At 65.4% G+C, this 3,340-nt stretch carries 2 rRNA genes; both read right to left on the bottom strand.

Going from position 1 to position 3,340, the window contains the following annotated elements:
• Nucleotides 1–1,561, bottom strand: a 23S ribosomal RNA gene (locus BT122_RS11110); the annotation flags it as partial.
• A gap of 241 nt (nt 1,562–1,802) precedes the next feature.
• Nucleotides 1,803–3,317: ribosomal RNA gene (locus BT122_RS10605) — 16S ribosomal RNA — on the bottom strand.
• Nucleotides 3,318–3,340 lie beyond the last annotated feature (23 nt).

Raw genomic sequence — 3,340 nt, 5'->3', positions numbered from 1 at the left:
TGGCACCCGCGCTTCGCAAGGTGCCGCCCTACGCGCCATCACGGGGACGTCCAGAACCCCGCCGAGCTACCCTCCTCCGTCGCCCCATCGGTCGTAGCGCCACCACGGGGGTGCAGGAATGTCGACCTGCCATGCGTCGGCTACGCCTTCCGGCCTCGCCTTAGCCCCCGACTGACCCTGGGAGGATTAGCCTTGCCCAGGAAACCTTGGGTTCACGGCGGCGGCGTTTCGTCACGCCGCTCTCGCTACTCATGCCAGCATCCTCACTCCCGGCAGGTCCACCGGGGGTCGTCCCCCGGCTTCGCCCCTGACGGGAAGCTCCCCTACCACCGGACTGGGTCCGGTCCGCCGCTTCGGCGCCGTGCTTAGCCCCGTATATTGTCGGCGCATGTCCACTCGACCAGTGAGCTGTTACGCACTCTTTGAATGGGTGGCTGCTTCTGAGCCAACATCCTGGTTGTCTGGGCAGACGCACATCCTTTGCCACTCGGCACGGACTTGGGGGCCTTGGCGGGCGGTCTGGGCTGTTTCCCTCTCGAACACACAGCTTAGCCCACATGTTCTGACTCCCGGGCTCCGGGCCCTGGGTATTCGGAGTTCGGTTGGCTTTGGTAGGCGGTGAGGCCCCCGCGGCCATCCGGTGCTCTACCCCCCAGGGTAAGCGCCCGAGGCTAGCCCTAAAGCTATTTCGGGGAGAACGAGATATCTCCGGGTTTGATAGGCCTTTCACCCCTATCCGCGGGTCATCCCCCCAGTTTTCAACCTAGGTGGGTTCGGCCCTCCACGGGGTCTTACCCCCGCTTCAGCCTGCCCGTGGATAGCTCACCCGGCTTCGCGTCTGCGGCGCGCGACTGCTCGCCCTGTTCGGACTCGCTCTCGCTACGGCTCGCTTCGCGGCTTGGCCTCGCCGCGCACCGCAACTCGCTGGCTCATTCTACAAAAGGCACGCCGTCACAGCCACGAGGGCTGCTCCGACTGCTTGTGGGCACGCGGTTTCAGGTGCTGTTTCACTCCCCTCCCGGGGTGCTTTTCACCTTTCCCTCACGGTACTGGTCCACTATCGGTCACAGGAGAGTGTTCAGGCTTGGAGGGTGGTCCCCCCTGCTTCCCACCGGGTTTCACGTGTCCGGCGGTACTCGGGTGCCACCCGGCAGGGCGCGGGGCTTCGCGTACGGGGCTGTGACCCTGTCTCGCCGGCCCTCCCAGGCCGTTCCGCTGCCTCGCGCCTTTCTGACTGCCATGTTGGGTGGTCCCACAACCCCGGCGGCTGTCGCCAGCGCGCCGGTTTGGCCTGGTCCCCTTTCGCTCGCCACTACTCGGGGAATCTCGTTTGATTTCTCTTCCTCGGGGTACTTAGATGTTTCAGTTCCCCCGGTTGCCCCCCGCCCGCGTATGTGTTCTGCGGGCGGGCGCCGGGCCTCAAGTCCCGGCGGGTTCTCCCATTCGGAGACCCACGGCTCGTGCGGGCATGTGCCCCTGGCCGTGGACTATCGCGGCTTGTCGCGTCCTTCGTCGGCTTCCTGTGCCAAGGCATCCACCGTGTGCCCTTGGTATCCTTCGCGCCGGCATCGCCGGCGCCCTTCGTTCTCACGTTCACATATCGTGCATGATGCGATCCACTAATTGGAGAATCTTCGTTTGCGTCACGCTATGCGGCTCTCAGGGTGCGGCGGGGGCTGGCCCCGGGGACCGGACGCCGTGCGCCTCGCGGCGCGACGAAGTGCATGACCAGCGAGCGTGGTCTGGTGACGGGACCCGTCCGTCTGAAATGATGTGTTGTCTCTCTTCGGGTGTCTCCCTAGAAAGGAGGTGATCCAGCCGCACCTTCCGGTACGGCTACCTTGTTACGACTTCACCCCCCTTACCAGCCACACCTTCGGCGCCTCCCCCCATTGCTGGTTGGGCCGGCGACTTCGGGTGCAGTCGACTCGGGTGGTGTGACGGGCGGTGTGTACAAGGCCCGGGAACGCATTCACCGCGGCGTGCTGATCCGCGATTACTAGCAACTCCGACTTCGCGGGGGCGGGTTGCAGCCCCCGGTCCGAACTGGGGCCGGCTTTGGGGATTCGCTCGGCGTCGCCGCCTGGCAGCCCGCTGTGCCGGCCATTGTAGCACGTGTGCAGCCCAGGGCATAAGGGGCATGATGACTTGACGTCGTCCCCGCCCTCCTCCGGCTTGACGCCGGCGGTCTCGCATGGGTGCCCGGCCGGACCGCTGGCAACATGCGACGGGGGTTGCGCTCGTTGCGGGACTTAACCCAACATCTCACGACACGAGCTGACGACAGCCATGCACCACCTGTCTTGGCTCCTCTCGGCCACGGCGTCTCCGCCGCTTCACCAAGATGTCAAGCCCTGGTAAGGTTCTTCGCGTTGCTTCGAATTAAGCCACATGCTCCGCTGCTTGTGCGGGCCCCCGTCAATTCCTTTGAGTTTTAGCCTTGCGGCCGTACTCCCCAGGCGGGACACTTAATGCGTTGGCTGCGGCACGGAGGGGCGTCCCCCCCACACCTAGTGTCCATCGTTTACGGCTGGGACTACCAGGGTATCTAATCCTGTTCGCTCCCCCAGCTTTCGCTCCTCAGCGTCAGTTGTGGCCCAGAAGGCCGCCTTCGCCACCGGTGTTCTTCCCGATATCTGCGCATTCCACCGCTACACCGGGAATTCCGCCTTCCCCTACCAAACTCAAGCCCGCCGGTATCGGGAGCGGCCGGGGGTTGGGCCCCCGCATTTGACTCCCGACCTAGCAGGCCGCCTACGAGCGCTTTACGCCCAATGAATCCGGATAACGCTCGCCCCCTACGTATTACCGCGGCTGCTGGCACGTAGTTAGCCGGGGCTTCTTCTGCAGGTACCGTCACCTTGCGGCCTCGTCCCTGCTGAAAGCGGTTTACGACCCGAGGGCCTTCCTCCCGCACGCGGCGTCGCTGCGTCAGGCTTCCGCCCATTGCGCAAGATTCCCCACTGCTGCCTCCCGTAGGAGTCTGGGCCGTGTCTCAGTCCCAATCTGGCTGGTCGGTCTCTCAACCCAGCTACCCATAGTCGCCTTGGTGGGCCGTTGCCCCGCCAACTAGCTAACAGGCCGCGGGCCCATCCCCCCCCGCCGGAGCTTTCCCCCCGGCGCCATGCGGCGTCGGGGGTGTATCCGGTATTACCCACGGTTTCCCGAGGCTGTCCCGGGGAGGGGGGCAGGTTGCCCACGTGTTACTCAGCCGTTCGCCACTGCCTCGCCCACCGAGGTGGGTCCGGCCGTTCGACTTGCATGTGTTAGGCGCGCCGCCAGCGTTCATCCTGAGCCAGGATCGAACTCTCCGTTCGGAGCGCCGCGTCTCCGCGGCGTG

The sequence above is a fragment of the Olsenella sp. kh2p3 genome, from assembly GCA_900119625.1.
Classification (GTDB): Bacteria; Actinomycetota; Coriobacteriia; order Coriobacteriales; family Atopobiaceae; genus Tractidigestivibacter.
The sequence above is the reverse complement of the archived record's forward strand: the minus strand, read 5'-3'. Positions and strand labels throughout refer to the sequence as shown.